This window comes from Schaalia suimastitidis DSM 15538 (genome assembly GCF_000429105.1).
Classification (GTDB): Bacteria; Actinomycetota; Actinomycetes; order Actinomycetales; family Actinomycetaceae; genus Pauljensenia; species Pauljensenia suimastitidis.
Window position 1 is genome coordinate 59,064 of record NZ_KE386848.1, and the last position, 23,075, is coordinate 82,138.

The following is a 23,075-nucleotide window of genomic DNA, read 5'->3' on the forward strand; positions in this document are numbered from 1 at the left end:
TATCAGAGTGATTGTCGTCCGTCGGATGGTTCGAGTGTGGCTGGTGAGTTTGTGGGTGGTCGTTGGGTGGATGAATTATTTATGCCTACTGAGCCGACCGTGGTGGTGGGGCCTCCTGAGGAGACGTCGTTTCGGCAGGGTGAACCTGAACCGTGGAAGTATGTCACCGAGCCGGAATAGTTGCCCATAATCAACTGCGGGCACCTCATTTGTCGTGGATTGCCAGTAGGATCAACACCGTTGTTATTCCACTTGCGGACATCGCTGGAGGACATTGTGTCGGAATCGCTGCCCACCCTCAACGTAGCTGTCCTTGGAGCAGGAACTGTTGGCTCCCAGGTCATACGTATCCTCGGTGAACAGGCCAACGAACTTGCCGCTCGTGCCGGTGCGCGCATGAAGGTGACGTCAGTCCTCGTGCGCGACATGGCGGCGCCTCGTGACGCACAAATCGATCCTGCAATACTGACAACGGATGCCGACCAGGCAATCGACGGCAAAGATATCGTCGTCGAACTCATCGGTGGTATCGAACCTGCACGCACCTACGTGCGCCGCGCCTTGGACCAGGGGATTTCCGTGGTGACAGGCAATAAGGCGCTTTTGGCAGCACACGGCCCTGAGCTTTACGAGGCCGCCGCAGCCTCAGGCGCCGACCTGTACTACGAAGCGGCTGTGGCGGGCGCCGTGCCTGTTGTCTACGGTTTACGTGAATCGCTGGCGGGAGACCGTATTACCCGCGTCATGGGCATCGTGAATGGAACAACGAATTTCATCCTCGACTCGATGAATACCCACAAGGTGAGCTACGAGCAGGCGCTTGCCGAGGCGCAGCGCCTTGGATTTGCCGAGGCCGATCCCACCGCCGACGTGGAAGGTCACGATGCTGCTGCTAAATGTGCCATCCTTGCCTCGCTGGCTTTCCACACGCGCGTGAGTATTGCCGACGTCGCTGTTGAAGGAATTAGTGCCATCACCGCCGAAGATATGGCTGAAGCGGCAGCAAATGGACACGTCATTAAGTTGCTCGCCATCGCGGAACGTCGCCTCACCGATGACGGCACCGAAGGCATTGCCGCGCGCGTACACCCAGCTCTCATCCCTACAGGCAACCCGCTTGCGACAGTGGCAGGTGCCTTTAATGCGGTAGTTGTCGAAGGGGAAGCTGCAGGAAGATTAATGTTCTACGGTCAAGGAGCTGGTGGTGCTCCCACCGCCTCCGCAGTGTTGTCCGACCTGGTAGCTGCCGCTCACCATCGGGCATATGGTGGACATGCGCCACGCGAATCGGTGTACGCACACCTCCCTATTTTGGACGCTGGCTTGACGCGTACCCGCTACCAAATGCGACTGCAAGTCGAAGATCGACTTGGCGTACTGGCGGATGTCGCGGGTATCTTCTCTCGTCATGGCGTGTCAATACAGGCAGTGAGCCAGCACTACGATTCTGAACCAGGCTCTGCCATTGTCACCATCGCAACCCATACGGCACGCGAAGCTGATCTGCGAGCCGTTGCGCAGGCCCTCGGTAAATCCAGTGCTGTGCGACGCGTCGCTTCGACACTGCGGGTTGAAGGGGAGTGAGTCGTGCAGCTGCGTGACGACTTTGTTGCAGTCAAGGTTCCCGCTACCACCGCGAACCTGGGTCCTGGATTCGATTCCATGGGCATGGCCCTTGACCTGTGGGACGAAGTGTCCGTCCACGCCACCGCAGGCACCACCGAAGTGGTCGTCGAAGGCGAAGGCGCTGGCATTGTGGCCAGCGGTGAAGACAACCTCATTGTGCGTGCTGTGCGTCTTGCTCTTGATAGGGTCGGTGCCCCACAAGTCGGGATTCGTATGCGCTGCATGAATCGCATACCCCACAGCCGCGGGTTGGGTTCCTCGGCCAGCGCCATAGTCGCTGGGCTTTCGCTTGCCCGAGCACTGGTAGGCGACCCGGAAGCACTCACCCTTGCCGATATTCTCAACCTCGGCAATGAGATGGAAGGTCATCCTGACAATATCGCGCCGGCAATATTTGGGGGTGCAACGATTGCGTGGACCGAAGGGGCGCAGGCGCGCGCGCTACGCTTAGCGCCACCGTCCGCCATTAATCCTGTAGCTTTTATACCCGATTTTGAGCTGCCCACCGCTAGCGCGAGAGCTGCACTACCCACATCGATTGCGCACGCTGATGCGGTATTTAACGTTGGAAGGGCTGCGCTGCTCGCAGCCTTATTGTCCCAAGGGAATACAGCGACGTCAGCACCGGATACTCACTTCCACGCAGCGCTGATGGCAGCCACGCAGGACCGTTTGCATCAGGAACAGCGTCGCACCACGATGGAACCTTCGCTGGCACTGGTGGACTGGTTGCGTGCAGCAGGTCTTCCAGCCGTCGTATCTGGTGCTGGCCCGACGGTGTTGAGTTTGGAGCCGGTGTCACAGGCAATACGTCGCGATGCACAAGCAGCAGGATGGCGCGTCCTCTCCTTACCGGTGTCCCCAGATGGCGTCACGATTACACGCGGACGGATTACGCGCCTCCTTAGCGACCAAACAGCGCATCCCTGAGGCGGCACGTTTTCTTACCTGCACCGGATCCAGTGGTGTGATTTTATGCGCAGGAGCGAGACTTCTGTCCCAAATTGCCCACGCATAGCCTCTCAGTTGCTAGCATGTCACCGAAAGGTCAGCGATGGCCTTGCCCTCGTGGCATTCCATGTGGCACTGAATTATCTGCCACCTCCCAGGCTCCACTTTGGCGGTACTGTGTGCCGCCAGGGAGCACACTCACTGCCCTAGGCACATCCAGATGAGGAACCATCCTTGAGCAACAACACCGCCGCCGCAGCAGGTACGCCTGAGCTGTCGGCACTCAAACTCCCCGAATTGAAGGCCCTTGCCGCCAATATGGGACTCAAAGGCACCTCAACGCTGCGCAAAGGCGACCTTATTGCCGCAATTGCAGCCGCGCAGGTAGAGGCAACCCCCACCGAAAAACCCCGCCGTTCGCCTCGTCGCGCAGCCAAAGCGCCGACAGCCGAGCCCGCGGTGGAGCTCGAACTGCCCCTGCCAAGTGCTACATCTGCTGCACCAGAAGCTGCGCCTGCCGTCGAGGCACCTCAAGCTGCCACTGTAGATGCCCCTGCAGCTGAAGCCCCCGCGCGTAAAGGACGCCGTCGCCGCGTTGTCAGCACCGAGGCCGCTGAACCTCAACAAGTGACCATTGAACTTCCCCAACCCGTCAACGCAGATGCGGCATCGGAAGACGTGGCACCTGAACCCACGGCACCACGCAGTCTTGACGCCATTGAACTGCCCGACGGTGACGACGAAAGTCGATCTCGTCGACGTGGCCGAGACCGCCGTCGTGGCCGCGACCGTAACGGTCGCGAGGAGGCCGTCAGCCGCGAAGAACGCAATGGGCGCGAAAATGGACGCTACGAGCGTGGCGAACGCTTAGACCGCAACGAGCGACGCCAAAATGGCGAACCACAAATCCGTGAAGAGGATGTCTTGGCTCCAATCGCCGGTATCCTAGACGTCCAAGAAAACCACGCATTTGTTCGCACCTCCGGGTACCTGCCCGGCCCCAACGACGTATATGTCACTCTGGGGAATGTGCGGCGCTGGGGTATGCGTCCCGGTGACGCTGTTGTGGGTGCGGTGCGTCAACCGCGGGAAGGCGAAAGGCAACGCCAAAAATACAATGCGCTGGTGCGTGTCGACGCCGTCAACGGCATGACCCCTGAAGACGCAGCCCAACGTCGTGAATTCGGTAAGCTCACTCCGCTTTACCCCAATGAACAGCTGCGGATGGAAACCTCCGCGAAAGCATTCACCCCGCGTGTCATTGACCTTGTGTCGCCCATCGGAAAGGGGCAACGCGGCCTGATCGTCTCGCCGCCCAAGGCAGGTAAGACGATGGTGATTCAACAGATCGCAAAGGCCATCGAGATGAACAACCCAGAGGTACACCTCATGGTGGTTCTGGTGGATGAGCGCCCTGAAGAAGTGACAGATATGCGTTCCATTGTCAAAGGTGAAGTCATTGCCTCCACCTTTGACCGTCCCGCATCTGATCACACGATCGTTGCTGAACTCGCCATTGAACGCGCCAAGCGCCTTGTGGAACTGGGACAAGACGTCGTGGTGCTTCTTGACTCCCTCACCAGATTGTCGCGCGCCTACAACCTCGCGGCACCCGCCTCGGGCCGTATCCTCTCCGGTGGCGTGGACGCCTCGGCACTGTACCCACCCAAGAAGTTCTTCGGCGCTGCGCGCAACCTCAAAGAAGGAGGATCGTTGACGATCATCGCCTCGGCACTGGTGGAAACCGGTTCGAAGATGGACGAGGTGATCTTCGAAGAATTCAAAGGTACCGGCAATATGGAACTGCGTCTGTCGCGGCAACTGGCCGACCGCCGTATTTTCCCAGCGATCGACATCAACGCTTCAGGTACACGACGCGAAGAGGTGTTGTTCCGACCCGAAGAACTGCGCATTATGTGGAAACTCCGCCGTGTGCTGGGAACCCTGGACCAGCAAAGCGCCCTCGAATTGGTCTTGGACAAGCTCAAAGAAACCCAGTCCAATGCTGAGTTCCTTATGCTCGTTCAAAAGACCACGCCGTCGGTCGAGTAACGGCGTATCCTTCACGCATTGCCTCCGCCAGATGAAATGGCGGAGGCAATGTTTTTCGCCGAAAACCCGATAACCCGGATGATGCACACCGGGATGCCACATGGCGCAAAGGGCGGCAGTGCCTGTGCCGTAGCCCTGCGTGTGTGCTCCGGTTTTCGTTCTTTGTTGCGAGCAGTTCCGCCTCTTACGATGTCGTAGTGCCTCGCTGGAACGCGAGGGCGAGTCGCCACATCGGACCTTCCTTATGATTGTGAATTTCGCTATGCTCATCATGGTGTGTGACACGAAGGACGGAGCGTACGATGACGTTGGCGATTGATCCAGTTGTTGTGAGCGGGCAAGCGTCACAGGTGGCAGCGATATCTGAGGAGCTCCGCAGCGCATGGCTGGGCGAATCAGGAACACTTGCAACGATATCTGCGAATGCATTTGGGGGCATGACGATTGGTTCTGAAATTACTGCCCAGATCAGTGCCCTACATTCTGCAGCTGACAGTGCTGTTGAGAACCTGAGTGACAGCCTCGAAGCTGCCAGCGACGCGATGCAGGCTTGCGCCGCGGATTTCACCAAACAAGATGAAGTGACAGCACAGAAATTCGCAGTGTCATGAAAGGGCTGTGGGATCTTCCTGTGGAGACTGCCTCGTTGACGCAGGCAGCAGAATCGTGGCGTGCCATTTCACGTCGCAGCGATGAAGCAGCTGATGATTTTGCAGCAAATGCGCTCCGAGCTCTTGTAGTGTGGGAAGGTGCTGCCGCCGAATCCTTCGCGGGCAGACGTTCCCAACTCATCACTGATTTGGATACCGCCTCGGCGCTCGCCAATGAATGTGGGGCAGTACTTGACGCGATCGCCTATGACTTGACCGCCGCACAGGACTATCTGCATGCGTCATGGTCGCGCGTGTCGTCAGTACGCTACACATTACCGGGTCCGGTCTTCTTACCGGAAACCCCCGAAGAATCAGAAGTAGTGACCAGGGAACAACTCGAAGCGCACAACATCAGAAGCGAACTTGATCAGAAACTCTTCGGCCATCGTCAAGCACTGACGAGCCTAGAGGAACGCTGGACCACATTGTCTTCAACGTGGGAGACCGTCGCAGCAGGGGAGCCATTTATGGACGGGATCCCTGACGAAGGTTCTGATGTGGGCGTCATCGTTGATGGTGACAATATCGTGCTGTCTGCCGGTAAGGGCAATAACGTTATCTCCGTGACGGTCGATCCAAATACGGGCGAACAGATTGTGACTGTCGATGGCAAGAAATACGTCTTCCCCGCTGGGAAACATGTGACGATTCGTGCCGGTAGTGGTAACGACACCATTACGCTTCCCCCAGATACGACGGTTGGCTTTACTGTGGTGGGTGGCAAAGGTCAGGATCGAATTACTGGCGGCGGCGGTGCCGACCGGATTTTCGGTTCTGGCGACAAGGACGAAATCGTTGCCGGCGGGGGAGCTGATTACGTATCAGGAGGCACCGGTATTGACTATATCGATGGTCAAGGCGGTGACGATCGACTATTTGGCGGCTACGGGCGCGATACGCTGTACGGCCTCGGTGGCCGCGACCGCCTTTCAGGTGGCGCAGGCGCGGACTATCTTGAGGGAGGAGCCGACACTGATCACCTTGTCGGAGGCTCCGGCGATGACGTGACATCTGGCGGTGCTGGCGACGATCACATCGTTGGTGGCAGCGGCAATGATGTTGTTTACGGTGGACGTGGCGCCGACAAGGTGAGTGCGGGAGCTGGCGACGACACCGTCTACGATGACGCTGCTCAATCAGATACACACACGGAACATCATGTGCAGGTGGCCATTGAAGACATGACGTCGTGGATCACCATCGAAGGATCGCCAGACTTTATCGAACGCGTGCGGGCAGACTTGGATCTTCTGGCATCGTCGCCCGCTGGTGCACAGTTGTTGGCCAATATTGAGCGAAGTCACGACAAGTCGGGGATATTCGGCTTTTTCAAAAATACGTTGACGATCACCGAATATATTCCTGACAACCCGGATTTCCCCAATAGCACCGCATCATACAGAGGCGGTACCCACGAGGTGGCTTACCAACCGACTATCCATGACTTCCGTGGTGCACCGCCCATCGTTGTGCTTCAACACGAGTTATCCCACATCGATTCATATATGAGTGGAAATTTCCGTGGTGAACAATATGTGGGACAAGACAGCGTTGATCATGGATCCAAAGTTGGTGAGCGGCAAGCGGTGGGCTTACCTATTGACCACGACAACGATCCAACGACACCAGAAATTATCGATCCCACTCAGCCGATTGAGCGCACCGAGAATGGCTTGCGTGAAGAGATGCGACTACCACGGCGGAAAAGCTATGAATAAACGACAGGCGGTGCAACTGCGGAGAAAGGGACATGCCACGCCGAGCAATATATCTGGCGAACCTGTGCCCACAGTTGTACGTTCATTGCGACGGGTGGCGCTGACAGCATGTGCGGCATTACTGTTGGCAAGCTGTGGAACAGGAGAACAAGTGGCGCAAGAAACTATCGGGCTGGATCTGACCCACAGCGACGACACGCTGAGTATCACCCTTGTACCAAAGACGGTGACCGATGAGTGGTTTGCTGCAAGCTACGAAATTCGTAATGACTCTGACCGAAGCGTCTGGGTCGTCAGTCAGGACCATCCGCATGTCGTCGCCAACCTAGCGGATGGAAGCCACGTATTAGCCCTGGCGTTCGTGACGGCACCCGAGCAGGCCGGTACGTACATGCCTGCGGCCCATGCCGTGACGGAGTTGCCACCAGGACAGAGCATGGACAGTACTGTGTCGATGCCCCGCCCTTTTGTTATTGAACCAGGCGTCGAGCGTGGCAAACAGAGCGTGGTCGACATGGATTCGGTGAGGTTGTGCGTTGCGCACATTGACCAGGATATTGTGCCTGAGGGGCTACCAAAGTCGGGCTTGCTGCCTGGCGATGTGCTCGCGGTGCCCGATGCCGTTGGCCTCGAGCTTCAACGCATCTCATGCTCGACGCCGGTTTCGCTGAGCTGAGTTGGCAAAAGGTTCACCAACTCACAAAGTCACAGGTGTGCGCCACTCGCAGACGAGGCCGTGCCGCAGCACCGTCGTGCACCAGCGTTGAGTAGCAGCATCAATACGCACACCGTGGCGCTGTTGTGCAGCGGCGATGGTCGCCTGGTAGCCCACGTGCCGTCGGCATCACCCTGCGGCGATGGTCGCCCGGTGGCTAGCATGTCACCGGTTTCACCCAGCGGTGACGCGCCTGATATAGACCGTAAAGGGCGAAGCATGGCAGAATAGACGACTGGTTCCGGTTCACCGCGCGGCATGGGCCCCGTGGACCCGGCACTCCTCGAATCCCTTAAGGAGAACACCATGAAACAGGGAATCCACCCTGAGTACGTCGAAACCCAAGTGACGTGCACCTGCGGCAACGCATTCACGACCCGCTCAACCATTGCCTCGGGCGAAATGCGCGTGGACGTTTGCTCGGCTTGCCACCCCTTCTACACTGGCAAGCAGAAGATCCTCGACACCGGTGGCCGCGTGGCCCGCTTCGAGGCTCGCTACGGCAAGCGCGACCGCTCTGCTAAGTGACGTGTACTGCGGCGCCGGTGACCCCAGCGGATCACCGGCGCCGTTGCACATCGTGTGAAGGATAAAGTGATGACGCAAGCCCCTCAGGGTGCATTTGCTGCGGTAGCGCCTCTGCTTGAGGAATACACGCAGGTCGAAGCGCAAATGTCAGATCCGGCAGTACTCGCTGATCCTGCGGCGTTACGGAAAGCAGGACGACGCTTTGCCGAATTGTCCCGCACCAAAACTGCCTGGGACCGTTTCCGTAGCGCCCAAGATGACGTGGATGCCGCCGAAGAACTCGCCGCTGAAGACGCCGCATTTGCCGAAGAAATCCCAGCGCTGCGTGCAGCCCTTGACGAAGCACGCGCCCACCTCATCGACATCCTCGCCCCACGCGACCCCGACGATGCCCTTGATGTGATCCTTGAGGTGAAAGCAGGTGAAGGCGGCGACGAGTCCGCCCTATTCGCATCGGATCTCGCGCGTATGTACAGCCGATACGCCGCTTTAAAAGGCTGGGTTGTCACAGAATTATCAGCAACCCACACTGAATTGGGTGGCTACAAAGACATTACCTTGGCAATCCGCGCCAAGGGAACACCAACCCCAGAGGAAGGTGTGTGGGCGCACCTCAAATATGAAGGTGGCGTTCACCGTGTGCAGCGCATCCCAGTGACCGAATCCCAAGGCCGCATTCACACCAGCGCCGCAGGCGTTTTCGTCATGCCCGAAGTTGAAGACGAAGGGGAGATCGAAATCGACCCCAATGACTTGCGTATCGATGTCTTCCGCTCTTCGGGACCAGGCGGACAAAGCGTCAATACAACCGATTCTGCTGTCCGCATCACCCACCTGCCTAGCGGCATCGTGGTGTCCATGCAGAATGAAAAATCTCAACTGCAAAATAAAGAAGCAGCCCTTCGAGTCCTTGCCTCACGCCTCGCCGCTGAAGCGCGAGCTAAACGTGAAGCCGCCAACGCTGAACAGCGTTTGTCCCAGGTGCGTACCGTTGACCGCTCGGAACGCATTCGCACGTACAATTTCCCAGAAAACCGCATCGCTGACCACCGCACCGGCTTTAAAGCCCATAACCTTGACCAGGTACTTGAAGGAAACCTTGATGCGGTGATTGCCTCGGCTATCAGTGCCGACGAGAAAGCACGCTTGGGGCAGGACGGCGTGTGACCGCCCAATACAGCCAACACGAACTCCTAAGGTGGGCTCGCGCATACCTCGGGTCACTTGAAGGCTCTGACCCTGGCGTTGACGCGCGTGTCCTCCTTGAGTGGGCGCTCAGCGTGGACAATCTGTGGGCGGCTCCCCAAATGGTGGGTGCCCATGCCGCAGAACGCTTCCGCAGCGCAGTGGCGCAGCGCCGTGCCCGTCGGCCGCTTCAACACATCGTGGGTCGTATGTGGTTTCGCCACCTTGTGTTGAGCGCACAAGAGGGCGTATTCATTTGCCGCCCCGAAACAGAGGTGGTTGCAGGTGCGGCAATTGACGAGGCGACACGACGTGCCGCTGACGGTGTTAGGCCCATCGTTGTTGACCTCTGTACCGGCTCGGGCGCCATTGCGCTTGCGCTCGCCACAGAGGTCGCAGGTGCGCAGGTTCACGCTGTCGAATTGATGGACGAGGCGGTAGCGCTGGCTGCGCGTAATATCGCAGAATTGGCCCCTGGCCTCGTCAAACTGCATCATGGTGACGCAACGTCGCCGACAATGCTGGCGCACCTCGATGGCACCGTGGATATCGTGGTCTCTAATCCGCCATACGTGCCCACTGCGATGCCCGTCACCCAAAGTGAGGCCAGTGTCGACCCGGCAACAGCCCTTTACGGTGGGGGAGAAGACGGCATGGTTCTGCCTCGGGGGATACTTACCCGCGCCTACCATCTCCTGCGCCCTGGGGGGCTTCTCGTGATGGAACATGCCGAGGTGCAGGCACAGGCGTTGCGTGAAGCTGCCCTTGCGAGCGGATTTAGTGAGGTGGCAACAGGCAAAGATCTTGCCGACAACGATCGCTACCTCAGCGCATGGCGCGGCTAGGTGTCCCACAGCATGTGGGCGACCCACATATCGGCAGTAATGGCGGAACATGTGCGACGTGCGGGTCGTGTGGCTAGCCTCCACGCCGACAGTGAAGGGGCCAGAGCTGGCATTTTAAGACGACAGCATTTGCACGTTGACGCGTGAGAAGGCTCCTCGTGACACGCGAGAACACCCTTTGATTACCTACCGGGATTACCTACCGGCCAAACCCTTCCTCTTTGCGTGCCATCACCATAGACTGAAACACAGTGGGCAATGTCGCCCAGGGGTTACCGACGTGAGGCACACCATGACATAGGAGTTCGCCAGCACCGCTTATCGTCCCGCATCGCTGTTATGTCGTCCGCTGCTGCTCACCATAGCCGGTATCGGTGTAACGATGATGCTCAGCAGTTGTGCACCGGCAGCGCATTACACCTCGGAGGAGTCCGCCTCGGCGCACGAACTGGGTGGCGGCGAAGCCAGCCTGGTCCTGCCTGAATTAGCGATCGCTCTTACCGGCGGTATTGACGCGCGTTTGCTCCTTGGCGTCGGGGCGTTGGTCTGCATCTTCGGACTTGGCTTTGGATGCTCATCATCCTTCTTGTACTGCCAGCGGACGTGGCGGGCGCTTGTTTTATTGGCTTCGCCATTGGGGAGTCACTGGGCGCCTCAGCACTACGCATCGCCGGAGGGATCTTCACCAAAATTGCTGACATCGGTGCTGACCTGATGAAAATCGTCTTCCACATTGACGAAGACGATCCGCGCAACCCCGGGGTCATCGCGGACTGTACAGGGGACAATGCTGGCGACTCGGTCGGACCTAGCGCCGACGGTTTTGAAACCTACGGCGTCACTGGTGTCGCACTGGTCGCCTTCGTGCTTCTAGCCGTGGAGGACGCTTTTCTTCAGGCGCACCTGCTGGTATGGATCTTCACGGTGCGCGCTGCGATGATCCTGGCTGCCTGGGGTGCATACGCGCTATGTGGCGCATGGGTGAGGGCAAAATGGGGTAATGCTGAACGCATGGATTTCGAGGCGCCATTAACGCTGTTGGTGTGGCTTACCTCGCTGCTCTGTATCGGTGCCACCTACCTTACGACATGGTTCGTCTTGGGTGGCCTTGGTGCAAGCACCTGGCTCACCTTAGCCACCATCATCACCTGCGGGACCCTTGCGGGTGCGCTCATACCAGAGCTGGTGAAGGTCTTCACTTCCACCGCTTCCCGCCACGCGCGTGAAACCGTGAAATCGACCCGGCAGGGCGGAGCGAGCCTCAATATCTTATCGGGCATAGTCGCAGGCAATTACTCGGCGTACTGGCTAGGCATGGCCATCGTTGCACTGATGGGCGGAGCCTACCTGCTGTCGGGAAGTCTTGAGGACTATATGCTCGCGCCAGCGGTCTTTGCTTTTGGGTTAGTTGCTTTTGGTTTCCTTGGCATGGGGCCAGTGACTATCGCCGTTGACTCCTATGGGCCGGTGACCGACAACGCACAAAGTGTCTACGAGCTGTCACGTATTGACGAAATCAACGATATCGACCATGAGCTGCACGCCTCTTATGGCATAGTCCCGAGGTGGGATAAAGCGAAATTGCTCCTTGAAGATAACGACGGTGCAGGTAATACATTCAAAGCCACCGCCAAACCCGTGCTGATCGGCACAGCCGTCGTTGGCGCAACGACGATGATCTTCTCCATCATTATCGGACTTACCGATCACCTTGCCACCGGCATTGACAGGTTGTCGATCCTGCACGCACCATTCCTTCTTGGTCTCATTAGTGGCGGCGCAGTGATTTTCTGGTTCTCGGGCGCATCCATCCAGGCTGTCACCACTGGTGCCAATCGGGCGGTGGCCTTTATTAAAGAGTCGATCCACCTTGATGGAGGCGCACACCGTGCCTCAGAAGAAGATTCACGGCGTGTAGTCGACATCTGCACCCAATACGCCCAGCAGGGAATGCTCACAATTTTCCTTGCCGTTTTCTTTGCAACCCTGTCCTTCGCCTTCGTTGAACCCTACTTCTTTATCGGATACCTCATCTCGATTGCCCTTTTTGGCCTCTACCAGGCGATCTACATGGCCAACGCAGGTGGGGCGTGGGATAACGCCAAAAAAGTCATCGAGGTTGATCTCCACGTGAAAGGCACCGCGCTGCATGACGCCTCTATCGTCGGAGACACCGTCGGTGATCCTTTTAAGGACACATCGTCAGTCGCACTTAATCCAATTATCAAATTCACCACGCTATTTGGCTTGCTGGCGGTGGAATTGGCTGTAAGTCTCAACGGTCGTGGTATGTCGTTGCTGGTCCATGCATTAGCTGCTGTCTTCTTCGCTATCAGCGTTATTTTCGTATACCGATCGTTCTACTCGATGCGTATCCCAAGTACCGCCAGTGACGCGGATGTCTAAAAACAGGGGAAAGATCATGAGAATTGCCATTAAATACGACGATGTCCTCATCGACCAGGACGGCAAAATTGCAGGGCATGAAGCGGCCGATACCCTTGTGCGCCGACTGTTACGCATATTTCCTGGATCCATCGTCATTGCTGCCGCCGCGCGACGTGCTGACGGATTCGATGTGATGCCCCTGGAGATGCTTGACCCGAGTGACGTGGTTGTCATTAACATGGATATTGCTGATTCGCCGCGCGTGTGGCGAATCCTTCGCGCGGGTAACCGCGTGCAGACGCCACCGACTGTGAGAATTATGAATTTTCTTTGGCGTGCCCTGCCTGACACCGCATCAGAGATCGAGATGGCAGCCACTGCACTGTCATGCGCATTATTTCCAACATTTGCAGGCTCGCAACTCAGCGCCAACGAAATCACGGACCTTGTTCGTCGCTGGACGGTACAACCCCTCTACCAGAAAATGCGCGTGAAATGGGTCAACCTTGGTTTCAGGCTCGACCATATTCAGCCGCATCGGGATGCCGACACTCCAATTGTGCTTTACCCGTCCATTTACCTGTCGCGACACAAACATCCCGACCGATTCCTCGCCATTGTGGATAAGGCGCGTCGCATCGTCCCAGCGCAGGTAGAGATGCGTTTGCACGAGAACCATTTGGTGTCAGAACGAGCAATGGATATCTCCAGTCGTGACTGGGTGTGGATGGGGCCCGTTACAGCAACACGCCAATCCTACTGGCAGGCATTGGCGCGCACCACGGCCTTTGTTGCGACCGCCGACAACGTGTCCTACGCGCTGGCTTACATTGAAGCACTGGGTGCTGGTGTGATCGGCATCCTTCCTGATAACGCCTCATCACGCTTAGTGGTCCCACCGGGATACCCCTTCCTGTACCGCGACGACAATGAAGCAACAACGATGCTGATACGTGCATTGCGTGAACCAGAACGCTGCAGAAAAGACATTGATCAATGTGCGGGCGGATCCTTCGCGATGTGGATTGCACAGCACCACTCTGATGATGCCTTCGACAAAGCGGTCGTTGCCTGTGTCGACGAATGGTTCGGATAACGGGTGTCTACGAGGTAGTCACCATGCGCCAGAAAAGTGGGGGCGTGGCAGGATAGGTCCGTGTTAAGACTTTACTGTCAGCGTGAGTGGAGTGCCAACGACCTGCAGGTGGCGGCCACAGCGGTGTCACGAGGCGACCTCCTGGTTCTGCCCACAGACACCGTATACGGCATCGGTTGCGATGCGACAAATGCCACCGCCGTTGCCACATTACTTGCAGCAAAAGGGCGCGGACGCCAGATGCCGCCGCCAGTGCTTGTTGCCTCCCCAGCCGATATCGACACGCTCTGTGTCAACGTACCTGCCGCAGCCTACCGGCTTGCCGAATGCTACTGGCCAGGGGCACTCACGCTCATCCTTCACGCAAGAACTGACCTTGGTTGGGACCTTGGCGACACGGGTGGTACCCTCGCGCTGAGGATGCCCGACCATGCCATTACCCGTGAGCTACTTGGCGTCGTTGGTCCTTTGGCAGTGACATCAGCCAATACCACCGGACACGCGCCGGCCACCAATATCGACCAGGCCACGCACTACTTCGGTGACACCGTAGCAGTGTATATCGATGCGGGACCAACAAAAGGCGCCGTCGCCTCGACAATCCTGGACCTTTCCAGCGGGGACATTTCCCCAATTCGTCTTGGCCCCATATCCTTGGAAGACATCGAACGCACGCTACAGGAGTAACGCGCCCTATGAAGGTTTACCTTCTGCTTGCATTGGTGGCGATAGGACTCACCCTGCTACTCACGCCGCTTGTGCGTTTGGCATGCCTGAAATGGAAGATCCTTCCTCCGCTGCGAAACCGCGACATTCAATGCACCCCCATCCCGCGCCTCGGCGGCGTGGCCATGACCATCGCTCTTGTAGTGACACTGCTTTTGGCCAGCAGAATCCCCTATATGGCTCCGCTATTTGCCACATCCGTGCCCTGGGCACTCATGGGGGGAGCGGCAGGTATGTGTGTCCTTGGCGTTGTAGATGACATCGTGGAATTGGACTGGATGGCGAAGCTATCGGGACAAATCCTCATCGCAGGTCTCATGGGCCTGGGAGGTGTCCAGCTTGTCTCCTTCCCCATATTCGGACTCACCATCGGATCGTCACGGATCTCGCTGGTAGTGACTGTGCTCCTTATCGTCGGCATCGTCAATTCGGTGAACTTCATTGACGGACTAGACGGCCTGGCAGCAGGCGTTGTTGGTATCGGCGCAGCTGCTTTCTTCGCCTATAGCTACATGCTCACCCGCATGATGGGCGCCCCCTCCTACGCCACCACCGCCTCGCTCGTTGTCATCGCATTAATGGGGGTGTGTATTGGCTTCCTGTGGTACAACTTCCATCCGTCGTCGATCATGATGGGCGGCGGCGCTGAAACCCTAGGGCTTGTCCTGGCAGGGGTGGGCATTGTTGTCACCGGTCAAATTGATCCTGCGCTTTTAGGCAGTCAGCAGATATTCGTCAGTTTTCTGCCGATTATTTTGCCGCTGTCAGTGATTTCAATCCCGGTCGGGGACCTTGTCGTGACGTCAATACGCAGAATGCTTGCCGGGAAAAGTCCCTTCCACGCGGACCGATCCCACTTCCACGATCGTCTCCTTGCAAAAGGGCATGGGCATCGTGGTGTGGTAGGCATCCTATGGGCATGGACCGCCATGATTGCAGTACCTGCTGCAGCACTGCTAATGGTTGATCTGCAGCTGGTCGCACTTGTGACGTGCCCATTCTTGATCCTACTCATCGTGTTGACACTGTACGAATTCCCGACCACGACATCTCACCCCACACTAAGCGAGGCTGAACAGTAATGGCCACCCCAGGTATGTCCGCCCCCATTCATGCAGCGTTTATGCGTCTGGCCCGCACTTTAGTTGTGCTTGGGGCAGTGATTGTTTTGGTGGAAGTCGTCTGTGGTTTTGCTGTGGCAGCACAAGCGGGAACGGTTGTGATTGCGGCCTGCGCCAGCATTGTCCTTGTTGGCGCTCAAATCGTGACGCTTCGAGTCACAGTGAAGCATCCACAGATGCTCCTTGCTGGCGTGGCTGGAGGGTATCTGGTCAAAATTGTGCTGATATTTGGGGCCGTCAAACTTGCTGATTATCTGGGCTTCGATATCCGTTTCGTGGGCATAGCGGTGGTTCTCACCGTTTTGGTTGTCTTGCAAATGGAAATCCTGAGCCTGATGAAATCGCGTATCCCCAACGTTGACCCACCTCGAAGTGACAGCGAGAACTGAAAGCCCCCACTGCGCTCATCTACGGTTAACGGGTTCGATCTCACATCCGCGCACCGGAGCCACGGTCTAAGGCATGTCCTAATCCTGTTAGGATAGGGGCGCTGTCCACAATGACATGCACGGTCCATCAACGCTGAACGAGAACCGGGGAGGACACCCTGTCCACGCTCACGACATCTGAGAGCCGTACCTACCGTACCCCGGTGTGGTACTGGATTGTGACAGCCGTGCTTGTCGGCGTCATCGCTTTCACAGCCTACCCAGCCTTCACGCAGTCCCCCCACGAACCGGGTGTTGCTGACTTCTTCCCCGAGGCCGTCTTTGGTCAAGGCACCTTCTATGAGTTCAACCGGCTGATCCTTGCCCGCATCATTATGGGCGTAACGCTGTGCGTATTGGCTGTGCTGGCTGTACGCAAAACTGCGCTCGTGCCTGGACGTGGCCAAGCCGTACTCGAACTGGTTGCTGACTTTATTCGCGGCAATATCGCTGTCGAAATGCTTGGCCCTAAGCTTGGACGTCGATACGCCCCCTACCTTGCCATGGCCTTCATGGCGATATTCTTCATGAATATTTCAGGTATCGTACCGGGGATTAATATCGCGGCCTCGTCCGTACTTGTTGTGCCCCTGCTTTTTGCGCTATTTACTTACGTCACCTTTGTCGGTGCGGGTATTGCGCAGCAGGGCGTCGCGCACTTCTTCAAGTCTCAATTGATGCCGTCGGGGCTTCCATGGCCGATGTACTTCATCATCACTCCCATTGAGTTCCTGTCGAATTTCGTTGTGCGACCTGTGACGCTCACACTGCGTTTGCTGTGCAATATGGTGGCTGGTCACATGCTGCTGGCAATGACCTATTTCGGCACTGCAGTACTGCTCCAAGAGCTCAGTGCAATGACAACAGTTGCGGCCGTTACCGGTGCTGCTATGTTCATCATGACAGGTTTTGAATTCTTCGTCGCTGTACTGCAGGCCTATATCTTCACCATTTTGTCCGCTGTTTACATCAAGCTGTCCGTCGAAAGTCACTGACGGTTCACCATTCCCCACTCAGACACCACCAACGGTGTCCCGAACGAAAAGGAAAACCCACATGGGCATCTCCCTCGCCTACATCGGTTACGGCATCGCCACCCTCGGCCCTGCAATCGGCATTGGCTACCTCGTGGGCAAGACCCAGGAATCGACGGCACGTCAGCCTGAGGTTGCCGGGCGTCTGTTCACCAATATGATTATCGGCGCCGGTATGGTTGAAGCTCTCGGCCTCATTGGCTTCGTGCTGCCCCTCGTGGTCCGCTGATGAACTTCCTCCTGCCAGCAGCGGGGGATGCGACATCAAGCGAGGAATATAACCTCCTCGCAGCCCCGCTCTACGAAGTTTTTTGGGCGGCACTGGTCCTGCTCGTGATCTGGCTTCTCGTCGGCAAATATGCGCTGCCGAAGATCTACGCCAAACTCGATGAGCGCGCCGCGCTGATTGAGGAAGGACTGAACGCAGCAGATCAAGCCAAAGCAGATGCAGCTGCTGCCGAGCGCGAACGTGACGAACTGCTGCGCCAAGCGAATGCTGATGCACATGCCGTGCGTGAAAAAGCCAGCGAAGATGCCAAAGGCATCATCGCTGCTGCACGTAGTGAAGCCAGCGCTGAAGCCGCACGTATCCTCGATAATGCTCAGCGGCAAATCCTTGCTGAAAAGCAAGCCGCCGAAATCAGTCTGCGGACAGACGTTGGTTTGCTTGCGACCGAACTTGCTGAGCGTATCGTGGGTGAACATCTGTCAGATGCGGCGCTCACCTCACGCGTTATCGACCGTTTCATGGATGAGCTTGAAGCGCAAAGCACGGTGACGGAGAAAGCCTGATGATAACTGCACCGGAGTCGATATCTGACGATATGCGCCATGCCATTGGCGACATCCTCGCGCCCAGTGCGTGTGATCGGATGCGAGTGGCAGAAGATATCTTCGGTATTTCGGACATCCTGCACTCCGATGCGCGCCTGCGTCGCGCTCTTTGCGATCCTGCCCGCGCGGCAGCTGACAAAGAAGAGCTACTTCGCCATGCTTTTGCGGCCTCGATTCAGCCAGCATCGCTTAAGATTGTCAACCTTGTGGCGCATAGGCACTGGTCTTCGCCTGAACATATTCCTGTCGTCGTTGAAGCTTGCGGTGTTTATGTTGTCCTAGTGGCAGCGCAGCACGCCAATGTGCTACCTGAACTGGAAAACGAGCTTTTGCAACTTCAAGAAGTGCTGGCGGATAACCGTGATCTTCGCGTCGAACTGTCCGATATGGGGCACGGCACAGCACATGAACGGGGACAGCTTGCTCAGAAGATCTTCGGCAAGTACCTCACCCCCTACAGCAACCGGCTCCTGCGTCGTGCGGTTGGGCGGACGGCACATGGCCGCCTCTTGTCGAAGTTGCGGCACTACGCTGAACGGGCCGCGGCGATGGAGGAACGCGCACTTGTCAGCGTGCAGTCTGCGGTTCCGTTGAGCCAGGAACAGGTGACGCGCCTGCGTCGACTCATGTCAGCACGTCTTGGCCGCGAGGTCAGCCTTGCCATCACCATCGATCCGAAGGTGATTGGCGGTTTCCGTCTCCTCACCGGCACTGAGGCTGTAGATGCCACAATCGCTGCGCGCCTCGCTGAACTTCGCCGATCCTTGGTCGGCTAATTATTTTCACCCACATACAACACGAAGGAACGCTCAATGGCTGATCTGACTATCAGTCCCGACGAGATCCGGGCTGCCCTGGACTCATTCACCGAGTCCTACCGCCCCTCGGAACTTGCCAGCGAAGAAGTTGGTCACGTTACCGAGACCGCTGACGGCATCGCCCACGTTGAAGGCCTGCCCGGCACCATGGCCAATGAGCTGCTCCGCTTCGCGGACGGTACCTTGGGCGTGGCGATGAACCTTGACCAGCGCGAAATTGGCGCCGTGATCCTTGGTGACTTCGGCAGTATCGAAGAAGGTCAGCAGGTTCACCGCACTGGAGAAGTCCTATCGGTTCCCGTGGGCGACGGCTACCTTGGGCGCACAGTTGACCCGCTCGGCCGTCCTATCGACGGCCTGGGCGACATCACCGATATCGACGGTCGTCGTGCGCTGGAACTTCAAGCCCCCGGCGTGATGGCACGTAAATCGGTGCATGAGCCACTGCAGACAGGCCTCAAAGCCATTGACTCGATGATTCCGATTGGGCGCGGCCAGCGCCAGCTCATCATTGGCGACCGTCAAACAGGTAAGACCGCCATTGCGATCGACACGATCTTGAATCAGCGCGACAACTGGAAGAGCGGCGACCCAAGCAAACAGGTTCGCTGCATCTACGTGGCAGTGGGACAAAAAGGGTCGACCATTGCTGCCGTGCGCTCCACTCTGGAAGATGCTGGCGCCATGGAGTACACCACGATCGTTGCCTCCCCGGCATCGGATCCTGCTGGCTACAAGTACATGGCACCGTACACCGGCAGTGCGATTGGGCAGCATTGGATGTATGCCGGTAAGCACGTCCTGATCATATTTGACGACCTTTCCAAGCAGGCCGAGGCCTACCGTGCGGTGTCGTTGCTTCTGCGTCGTCCGCCGGGCCGTGAAGCATATCCCGGTGACGTTTTCTACCTGCATTCGCGTCTGCTAGAGCGCTGCGCCAAGCTCTCCGATGAATTGGGCGCAGGGTCTATGACTGGCCTGCCGGTGATTGAAACCAAAGCCAATGACGTGTCAGCTTATATTCCCACCAACGTCATTTCTATCACCGACGGACAGATCTTCCTTCAATCCGATCTTTTCAATGCGAACCAGCGTCCTGCCGTTGACGTGGGTATCTCCGTGTCCCGCGTAGGTGGCGCCGCACAGATCAAAGCGATGAAGAAGGTTGCCGGTACACTCAAACTTACCCTTGCGCAGTACCGCTCGATGGCGGCCTTCGCGATGTTCGCCTCGGACCTTGACCCGGTGACGCGCCGTCAGCTTACGCGCGGCGAACGCTTGATGGAACTGCTCAAGCAGCCACAGAACTCGCCCTACCAGGTCGAGGACCAGGTGGCCTCGATTTGGGCTGGCACCAACGGGTATCTTGACGACCTTGACGTCGCTGACGTCTTGCCCTTCGAAAAGGCATTACTGGATCACCTGCGGGCCAACTCTACTGTTCTTGCCACCATTAAAGAAACAGGCCAGCTCAGCGACGAAACGGAAGCAGAGCTGAAAGAGCAGGTGGGTCGTTTCCACGATCAGTGGCTCAGCGGCGGCCGTGGCATGACTGCTGATACCGACGATGCCGAGGTGGAGGCTGAGTACTCCCGCGAGGAAATTACACGCGCTCGCGCTGGAGGGAAGGCCTGATAGATGGGCGGCAAGCAGAGGATCTACAAACAGCGAATCGCGGCAACGCGGACGCTGGGTAAGGTCTTCCGTGCGATGGAAATGATCGCAGCTTCGCGGATCGGCGCAGCGCGACGTGCAGCCACTGAGCTTGGTCCTTATGAAAAGGCGCTTACTCAGGCGGTTGCAGCAGTGGCGGTCCATACGGATGTTGACCACCCTCTCACTCGCGAACGGGAAGACACACCACGGGTTGCCGTGCTCGTTATTGCCTCAGACCGCGGTATGGCAGGCGCCTATTCGGCGACGATCCTGCGTGAAACCGAAAGGCTGCTGACGCGTCTTCGTGACGAAGGCAAAGAACCCGTGCTCTACACCAGTGGCCGACGTGCACAATCGTATTTCCGCTTCCGCGGAATCGACATCGAATACGCCTGGGAAGGTGAGTCGGATTCCCCCTCCCTTGACACCTCAAAGGAAATAGCGCAGCTCCTTTTGGATCGCTTTTTGGATCCGTCAACCACCGAAGGCGTATCCGAGGTGCACCTCGTCTACACGCGCTTCAAGACCATGGTGAGTCAGGTGCCGGAAATCCGGCAGATGCTTCCGCTGACGGTCGTGGATGCGCCCAGTTCAGATGTCGAACGGACCACAGAACGGGGCTTTGCCGATAACGTCGATGACACCTTCCCAGAGTATGAGTTCATACCCTCGCCTGAGGTGGTTCTTGACGCCGTTTTGCCACTGTATGTGGGCAGTCGCATTCACAATGTCATGCTGCAATCGGCTGCCTCTGAGCTCGCGGCACGTCAACGCGCAATGCATACGGCAACCGATAACGCCGAAGAACTCATTACGAAGTACACGCGCCTGGCCAACTCGGCCCGTCAGGCGGAGATTACGCAAGAAATCAGCGAAATCGTCGGTGGGGCCGACGCATTGGTACAGGGCTAAGGCCCGCGCATTTGGAGAAGAAAGACATGAGCAACACATCTGCTGGCGGCACCGGTCGCGTCGCGCGAGTGGTCGGCCCTGTCGTCGACGTCGAGTTCCCGCCGGATTCAATTCCGCCGCTGTACAACGCCCTTCACGTTGACGTGGACCTATCTGGCCAAGGGGAAGGTGAAGGTCGTTTCACCATGACACTGGAGGTTGCCCAACACCTGGGCAACAACCTGGTGCGCACCATCGCCCTCAAGCCTACCGACGGCCTCGTTCGCGGTACGCAGGTGCGTGACACGGGTTCCCCGATCACCGTGCCTGTCGGCGATGTCACCAAAGGCCACGTATTCAACGTCACCGGTGAACCCCTCAATCTGAAAGAAGGGGAAGTCCTGGAGGTCACGGAGCGCTGGCCGATCCACCGCCAGCCTCCTGCCTTCGACCAGCTTGAAGCACGCACGAAGATGTTCGAGACTGGCATCAAGGTCATCGACCTGCTTACCCCCTACGTGCAGGGCGGCAAGATTGGTCTCTTCGGTGGCGCGGGCGTGGGTAAGACCGTCCTCATCCAAGAGATGATTCAGCGAGTAGCCCAGGATCACGGCGGTGTCTCTGTATTCGCTGGTGTGGGCGAGCGCACCCGTGAGGGTAACGACCTCATCGTCGAAATGGAAGAAGCAGGCGTTTTTGACAAGACTGCCCTGGTCTTCGGCCAGATGGATGAGCCGCCAGGCACGCGTCTGCGCATTGCTCTGACTGGTTTGACCATGGCAGAGTACTTCCGCGACGTGCAGCATCAGGACGTGCTCCTATTCATCGACAATATCTTCCGTTTCACCCAAGCTGGCTCAGAAGTGTCCACGCTGCTGGGCCGTATGCCGTCGGCTGTGGGATACCAGCCGAACCTTGCCGACGAAATGGGGCAACTCCAGGAGCGCATCACCTCCGCTGGTGGACACTCGATCACGTCACTTCAGGCAATTTACGTGCCTGCCGACGACTACACCGACCCGGCTCCTGCCACGACCTTCGCCCACCTGGACGCGACCACGGAACTGAGCCGTGAGATTGCTTCGCGTGGCCTGTACCCGGCGGTGGATCCGCTGGCTTCGACCTCGCGAATCCTGGACCCTGCGCTGGTTGGTCGCGAGCACTACGACGTGGCCACCCACGTCAAAGCGATTCTGCAGAAAAACAAGGAACTGCAGGACATCATCGCCATCCTCGGTGTGGACGAGCTCTCTGAAGAGGACAAGATCACCGTTGCGCGCGCACGTCGCATTGAGCAGTTCCTGTCGCAAAACACCTACATGGCAGAGAAATTCACTGGTGTGCCCGGATCGACGGTTCCGCTGTCAGAAACTATCGAGGCCTTCAAACGCATCGCCGAAGGCTACTACGATAAGGTGCCTGAGCAGGCCTTCTTCAATATCGGTGGTATTGAAGATCTGGAACGTGCTTGGCATGAACTGCAAAAGGATGCCTGATGGCTGCCACAACGCCAAAACTTCAGCTTGAAGTGGTCACGCGTGAGGGCCGCCTGTGGCATGGTGCATGCACTCAGGTGCAGGTACCAGCCTGTGACGGGTCCTTGGGTATCCTTCCCGGTCGGCAACCACTGTTGGCAATGCTTGCTCATGGTGAGGTGCTGGTTGATACCGACCAGGGGCGGAAAACCTTTGACGTCGATGGCGGATTTGTTTCCGTTGACTCCGATTTCGTGACGGTTGTCGCCAATAGGGGTACTGTGGCCTAAAGAGGTCGGCGGGCGAGGCTTCGGCTTCGCCCGCCCTTGTATACG

Annotated in this window: 23 protein-coding genes; all 23 read left to right on the forward strand. The window is 57.7% G+C overall.

What is annotated here, in order from left to right:
• Nucleotides 1–180 (forward strand): hypothetical protein (locus G438_RS12580; RefSeq protein WP_205618424.1); only part of this gene is annotated, 180 nt, incomplete at its 5' end.
• Nucleotides 181–276: 96 nt separating this feature from the next.
• Nucleotides 277–1,584, forward strand: a complete 1,308-nt coding sequence (locus G438_RS0107140) for a homoserine dehydrogenase (RefSeq protein ID WP_026460723.1) — start codon at nt 277–279, stop codon at nt 1,582–1,584.
• 3 nt (nt 1,585–1,587) lie between these two features.
• A complete protein-coding gene (gene thrB, locus G438_RS0107145) occupies nt 1,588–2,556 on the forward strand; it encodes a homoserine kinase (protein WP_026460724.1) in 969 nt (322 codons plus the stop codon).
• A 255-nt stretch (nt 2,557–2,811) separates the two neighbouring features.
• Nucleotides 2,812–4,629 carry a transcription termination factor Rho gene (gene rho / locus G438_RS0107150; RefSeq protein ID WP_026460725.1) on the forward strand — a complete coding sequence of 606 codons (1,818 nt, stop codon included), beginning with the start codon at nt 2,812–2,814 and terminating at the stop codon, nt 4,627–4,629.
• Between the two features lie 302 nt (nt 4,630–4,931).
• Nucleotides 4,932–5,240, forward strand: a complete 309-nt coding sequence (locus tag G438_RS0107155; RefSeq protein WP_026460726.1) for a hypothetical protein — start codon at nt 4,932–4,934, stop codon at nt 5,238–5,240.
• Nucleotides 5,237–7,000 (forward strand): M91 family zinc metallopeptidase, encoded by a 1,764-nt coding sequence (locus G438_RS0107160; RefSeq protein ID WP_034285654.1) that lies wholly within the window; start codon nt 5,237–5,239, stop codon nt 6,998–7,000. The genes G438_RS0107155 and G438_RS0107160 overlap by 4 nt, the downstream gene beginning before the upstream one ends.
• Nucleotides 7,001–7,151: 151 nt before the next feature.
• A complete protein-coding gene (locus G438_RS0107165; RefSeq protein WP_026460728.1) occupies nt 7,152–7,676 on the forward strand; it encodes a hypothetical protein in 525 nt (174 codons plus the stop codon).
• A 345-nt stretch (nt 7,677–8,021) separates the two neighbouring features.
• Nucleotides 8,022–8,243 (forward strand): 50S ribosomal protein L31, encoded by a 222-nt coding sequence (gene rpmE / locus G438_RS0107175; RefSeq protein WP_026460730.1) that lies wholly within the window; start codon nt 8,022–8,024, stop codon nt 8,241–8,243.
• Between the two features lie 69 nt (nt 8,244–8,312).
• Nucleotides 8,313–9,410: a peptide chain release factor 1 gene (gene prfA / locus G438_RS0107180; protein WP_026460731.1), complete on the forward strand. Its 1,098-nt coding sequence runs from the start codon at nt 8,313–8,315 to the stop codon at nt 9,408–9,410.
• Nucleotides 9,407–10,273 carry a peptide chain release factor N(5)-glutamine methyltransferase gene (prmC, locus tag G438_RS0107185; protein ID WP_026460732.1) on the forward strand — a complete coding sequence of 289 codons (867 nt, stop codon included), beginning with the start codon at nt 9,407–9,409 and terminating at the stop codon, nt 10,271–10,273. The genes prfA and prmC overlap by 4 nt, the downstream gene beginning before the upstream one ends.
• A 570-nt stretch (nt 10,274–10,843) precedes the next feature.
• On the forward strand, nt 10,844–12,679 hold the full coding sequence (locus G438_RS11350; protein WP_338054391.1) for a sodium-translocating pyrophosphatase: 1,836 nt from the start codon (nt 10,844–10,846) through the stop codon (nt 12,677–12,679).
• A gap of 16 nt (nt 12,680–12,695) precedes the next feature.
• Nucleotides 12,696–13,757, forward strand: coding sequence for a glycosyltransferase (locus G438_RS0107195; RefSeq protein ID WP_026460733.1), 1,062 nt, complete (start codon nt 12,696–12,698; stop codon nt 13,755–13,757).
• A 60-nt stretch (nt 13,758–13,817) separates the two neighbouring features.
• Entirely contained in the window at nt 13,818–14,444 is a 627-nt protein-coding gene (locus G438_RS0107200; RefSeq protein ID WP_026460734.1) for an L-threonylcarbamoyladenylate synthase, read from the forward strand.
• An 8-nt stretch (nt 14,445–14,452) separates the two neighbouring features.
• Nucleotides 14,453–15,565 carry an MraY family glycosyltransferase gene (locus G438_RS0107205; protein WP_026460735.1) on the forward strand — a complete coding sequence of 371 codons (1,113 nt, stop codon included), beginning with the start codon at nt 14,453–14,455 and terminating at the stop codon, nt 15,563–15,565.
• Nucleotides 15,565–15,993, forward strand: coding sequence for a hypothetical protein (locus G438_RS0107210; RefSeq protein ID WP_026460736.1), 429 nt, complete (start codon nt 15,565–15,567; stop codon nt 15,991–15,993). Before G438_RS0107205 ends, G438_RS0107210 begins: the two co-directional genes overlap by 1 nt.
• Nucleotides 15,994–16,211: 218 nt before the next feature.
• A complete protein-coding gene (atpB, locus tag G438_RS0107215) occupies nt 16,212–17,027 on the forward strand; it encodes a F0F1 ATP synthase subunit A (protein ID WP_338054392.1) in 816 nt (271 codons plus the stop codon).
• A gap of 61 nt (nt 17,028–17,088) precedes the next feature.
• Nucleotides 17,089–17,295 carry an ATP synthase F0 subunit C gene (atpE, locus tag G438_RS0107220; protein WP_026460738.1) on the forward strand — a complete coding sequence of 69 codons (207 nt, stop codon included), beginning with the start codon at nt 17,089–17,091 and terminating at the stop codon, nt 17,293–17,295.
• Complete coding sequence (gene atpF / locus G438_RS0107225) at nt 17,295–17,858, forward strand: F0F1 ATP synthase subunit B (protein WP_026460739.1); 564 nt, start codon at nt 17,295–17,297, stop codon at nt 17,856–17,858. Before atpE ends, atpF begins: the two co-directional genes overlap by 1 nt.
• Nucleotides 17,858–18,676 carry a F0F1 ATP synthase subunit delta gene (locus G438_RS0107230; protein ID WP_051259406.1) on the forward strand — a complete coding sequence of 273 codons (819 nt, stop codon included), beginning with the start codon at nt 17,858–17,860 and terminating at the stop codon, nt 18,674–18,676. The genes atpF and G438_RS0107230 overlap by 1 nt, the downstream gene beginning before the upstream one ends.
• 36 nt (nt 18,677–18,712) lie before the next feature.
• A complete protein-coding gene (atpA, locus tag G438_RS0107235) occupies nt 18,713–20,353 on the forward strand; it encodes a F0F1 ATP synthase subunit alpha (RefSeq protein ID WP_026460741.1) in 1,641 nt (546 codons plus the stop codon).
• 3 nt (nt 20,354–20,356) lie between these two features.
• Nucleotides 20,357–21,286: a F0F1 ATP synthase subunit gamma gene (locus tag G438_RS0107240; protein ID WP_026460742.1), complete on the forward strand. Its 930-nt coding sequence runs from the start codon at nt 20,357–20,359 to the stop codon at nt 21,284–21,286.
• A gap of 26 nt (nt 21,287–21,312) precedes the next feature.
• A complete protein-coding gene (atpD, locus tag G438_RS0107245) occupies nt 21,313–22,761 on the forward strand; it encodes a F0F1 ATP synthase subunit beta (RefSeq protein WP_026460743.1) in 1,449 nt (482 codons plus the stop codon).
• Nucleotides 22,761–23,030 carry a F0F1 ATP synthase subunit epsilon gene (locus G438_RS0107250; RefSeq protein ID WP_034285657.1) on the forward strand — a complete coding sequence of 90 codons (270 nt, stop codon included), beginning with the start codon at nt 22,761–22,763 and terminating at the stop codon, nt 23,028–23,030. The genes atpD and G438_RS0107250 overlap by 1 nt, the downstream gene beginning before the upstream one ends.
• Nucleotides 23,031–23,075 lie beyond the last annotated feature (45 nt).